The 3403-nt window shown below is 33.3% G+C and carries 3 protein-coding genes; 1 reads left to right on the top strand and 2 read right to left on the bottom strand.

The annotated features are described in order from the left end of the window. Positions 1 to 235: 235 nt before the first annotated feature. Both MUW73_RS03890 and MUW73_RS03885 read right to left on the bottom strand, forming a co-directional pair. Positions 236 to 1660, bottom strand: coding sequence for a hypothetical protein (locus tag MUW73_RS03890; protein WP_243018705.1), 1425 nt, complete (start codon positions 1658 to 1660; stop codon positions 236 to 238). A gap of 101 nt (positions 1661 to 1761) precedes the next feature. Beyond that, on the bottom strand, positions 1762 to 2142 hold the full coding sequence (locus MUW73_RS03885) for a hypothetical protein (RefSeq protein WP_243018706.1): 381 nt from the start codon (positions 2140 to 2142) through the stop codon (positions 1762 to 1764). 268 nt (positions 2143 to 2410) lie between these two features. On the opposite strand from MUW73_RS03885, the gene MUW73_RS03880 reads away from it, so the two are divergent. After that, the gene (locus MUW73_RS03880; protein ID WP_243018707.1) at positions 2411 to 3112 is read left to right on the top strand and encodes a hypothetical protein; all 702 of its coding nucleotides are present in this window, start codon (positions 2411 to 2413) and stop codon (positions 3110 to 3112) included. Positions 3113 to 3403: the final 291 nt, after the last annotated feature.

Raw genomic sequence — 3403 nt, 5'->3', positions numbered from 1 at the left:
TGATTTTTTGGTTACTTTTTTATCAAGAAAAAAGTAACAACAAAAATTCATTTTCTACTAATTTCGTGTACGCAAACCAAAGAGTTGCTAAATATAATCGGAGAAAAACCACAGTCGTGAACGGATACTTTTCTATTTCACCTATTACAAAATTTACACAATCTGCTAAAGAACTTTTTTTGATTCATATATCGAGTAATATTTTTAGAGGCAGGCGTTTTCGATAGTTTTTTGCTCATTCCATGTAGCAAATCCATTCACTATGAGCCAATAACTCTTCTGGGTGAAAAGTTTGTAGATACCTATTATCTTGCTTGATTTTTTTATTAATGTGTCGAGCAATACTATAACAGACATTTTGAATAGCTTCTTGCTTTCTACATTTGGAGAAACCATTCATTAGCTTGACTAAGTATTTTGGGTGAAACACTTCTAGATACCTATTATCTAGATCGATTGCTCGACAGATGCATAGAGCAATACTTCGAAGAAGATTTTGGATATCTTTTTGCTCTCTACATTTGGAGAAACTATGCACTAGCTTGACTAACCCTTGTGCATTAAATTGGTGAAGATAGTTATTATTTTCCTTGATTTTTTGATTGATGTATAGAGCAATACTTTGACAAACATTTTGAATAGCTTCTTGCTCTTTACATTTGGAGCAACCATTCATTAACTTGGCTAAGCCATTCACTAGATTCGCTAAGCCTTGTGAATCAAATTGGTTGAGGTATGTACCCTCTTGATTGATTTGTTGATTGATGTATAGAGCAATACTTTGACAAACATTTTGAATAGCTTCTTGTTCTCTAAATTTAGAGAAACCATGCACTAGAGTGACTAAATCTGGTTGATGAAATTGGTTGAGATATGTATCCTCTTGATTGATTTTTTGACTGATATATAGAGCAATACTTTTACAGGCACTTGCGGTATCTTGTTGTTCTCTACATTTAGATTTAGAGAAACCATGCACTAGAGTGACTAAATCTCGTTGACGAAGTTGGTTGAGATATGTATTCTCTTGATTGATTTTTTGACTGATGCATCGAACAATACTTTGGCAGGCATTTACGCCATCTTGGTAATAGTCCCATTTAGAGAGCTCATTTAATAATATGGATAACTCTTGTGGCTGACACAAGACGAGGAACATAGGACTTTGATTTATAGCTTGACTAAATTTTATAAAATTATTTATAAAATCACTTCTTGTAATATACTTGTCATTCTTATTTTTAGATAAAACATCCACTAAATCTTTAAGGTTACGCTCTGAAGCAGCTTTTACATCTGATTCACTAATTACATTATTTTTATTAAAAACAAGATACTCAATAACATAGCTAAGAAAATTTAACTTGAAATCCAATCCTTTAGGTAATCCAGATTTTTCAAACCCTGCTTCAAATATGCTATATGCATAAATAAGGTGTTTTACAGTTAAATGCTCTGGCGCTACATTATACCATTGACTGGTGGTTAGGTAGGCACAAACATTTTTTAATACTAAATTACGTTCATTATCAATATTTTTATCTGTTTCTTTCCCCTGACTACTTGGGTCTTGTACACTCCAGATATTGGACTTAACTAACCTACTACAGGATCCCAAGAAAGGCAAAAAAAACAAAATATTTTTTATTATAGATTTCATAACGGAAAGCTTTAAAATACGGTGTATGCTGTATAAGCATCATCAATAGGATATTAAACATTATTTATGATAAAGCAAATAATATTACAACATAACACACACTACGAACCACACATTTTAACCAAACCAATAAAATATCCATATAAGGCTACTTTTACCAAGGGTATGTGATGATCCTTGAGTACTTGGCCTAATAGGCGCCTTGCAATCCAATAATCAGTCGTATCGGACTCTTCCGTATCGTTATCTTGAACCATTACCTTGCCATTACTATCTTTTTTTATAAAGGGTAAGGCACCAGATGCTGCTGCAAGTTGCGGTTCATGAGATGCTAGGCTATTCAAGATAGCTTGGGTAGTATGGCCTACTAATCTATTTGGAAACTGTGTCTGTAAATTTTGGCGATATTTTTCTGTAAAATTTTCTAGTAATTGGTTCAGCGTTTGATCATAACCTGCTAGACTGGCATTAACCTTAGACATTAAATTCAAACTCTTAGAAGAAAATGCTATGCATCCATGAGCATAGTCTTTAAAGGTTTGGTTAATTCATGCATGTATAGGATTGAATGGAGTTTTGCCATAATTGAATAGCCACAAAATGGCTAATGGTGCATCTACATCTCGTTAAAAAAATATTGTAACGAACCGTTTCATAAATCAAAAAAAATATTATATTCCTTTTAGGCACTTAACTGTCAAAGAACACCCTTCAATCATAAGTGGTTGGTAACTTAATATTTTTTTAGCTATGACTTATCAAAAAATCAGCCTACGCTTATCACTGATTGTAGCTTGTATGTTTCTTGTAGTAGGATGTAGCCAATATCAAACATATCAAGCTGGTAGTGCGAAAAAACAGCTAAAGGAATCTAGCTTAGCATCTGACTCTCATGTATTAAAAACTACTGTTAAACCAGTAGATTTATCTTCCAAACATGACCGTAGTAAAATAAAAGCATTCTTTTATAAATGCAAGCACTCCCTTTTACTTTGGCCTGGTGTCACTTGGACAGCTAAATCACGTAAAATCATTGAGGAAGCTTTTCTTGATGCATCGGAATGTAGTTTTAGTAAAACGTACCATCTGTATGGATTCATGATCTATAATCTAGACACAGAAACTAAAATAAATAATAAAACAAGCGATGCAGCCTGCTTACTTGATCAATCTATTGAAGCGCTAGATTCCGAAGAGCTAGAAGACAATCTTAAAGCCACATTGGGAGATTTTTTCAAAAAAGAAAAACAAAATGATCTTTTTAAGTGTAAGTTTCCATGGGGCAGCGTCTTTATCTTTAAAAAAAGCCTGCCTTACAAAGGGAATTTTAATATCGTGCTATTACGCCCTCCTAAAATTGCATGTTATCATTTGTATGATAGAAAAAAAAACTCCTATAATAACACAGATGACCAGGGAATATATGTTTGCTCAGGGCACCCATACAAATGAAGAGACAAAACTGTCGCTTACTCGTTTGAAAGGTTTAATTGTAAACGATACAACTTAAAAGAATGGTTAGTTGGCTTGAAATAGCCAAACAGCTTGAAAGCCCCTGAAAGAGAAGTTTTGTTTTTTTAGCTATAAGCCTTGTTTTTAGGAGCTTTTACTCAGATCTTGTGTATCTGTTCAGGCAATGGCGTCAACTTAAGGGGTATATTTAATTGATTATTATATATAATAATATATAAAAAAACGCCCCTTGTAAAATAGTTGCGATCAGCAAGCGCCCCTTATAGCTGA

Origin of the sequence: Candidatus Cardinium sp. cByotN1, assembly GCF_022810525.1 — a bacterium.
Lineage (GTDB): Bacteria > Bacteroidota > Bacteroidia > Cytophagales > Amoebophilaceae > Cardinium.
The sequence above is the reverse complement of the archived record's forward strand: the minus strand, read 5'-3'. Positions and strand labels throughout refer to the sequence as shown.

Excerpts from the sequence above, each read along its gene's own strand:
- MUW73_RS03890 (WP_243018705.1), bottom strand. The coding sequence starts at position 1,660 with ATGAAATCTATAATAAAAAATATTTTGTTTTTTTTGCCTTTCTTGGGA.
- MUW73_RS03885 (WP_243018706.1), bottom strand. The coding sequence starts at position 2,142 with ATGTCTAAGGTTAATGCCAGTCTAGCAGGTTATGATCAAACGCTGAAC.
- MUW73_RS03880 (WP_243018707.1), top strand. The coding sequence starts at position 2,411 with ATGACTTATCAAAAAATCAGCCTACGCTTATCACTGATTGTAGCTTGT.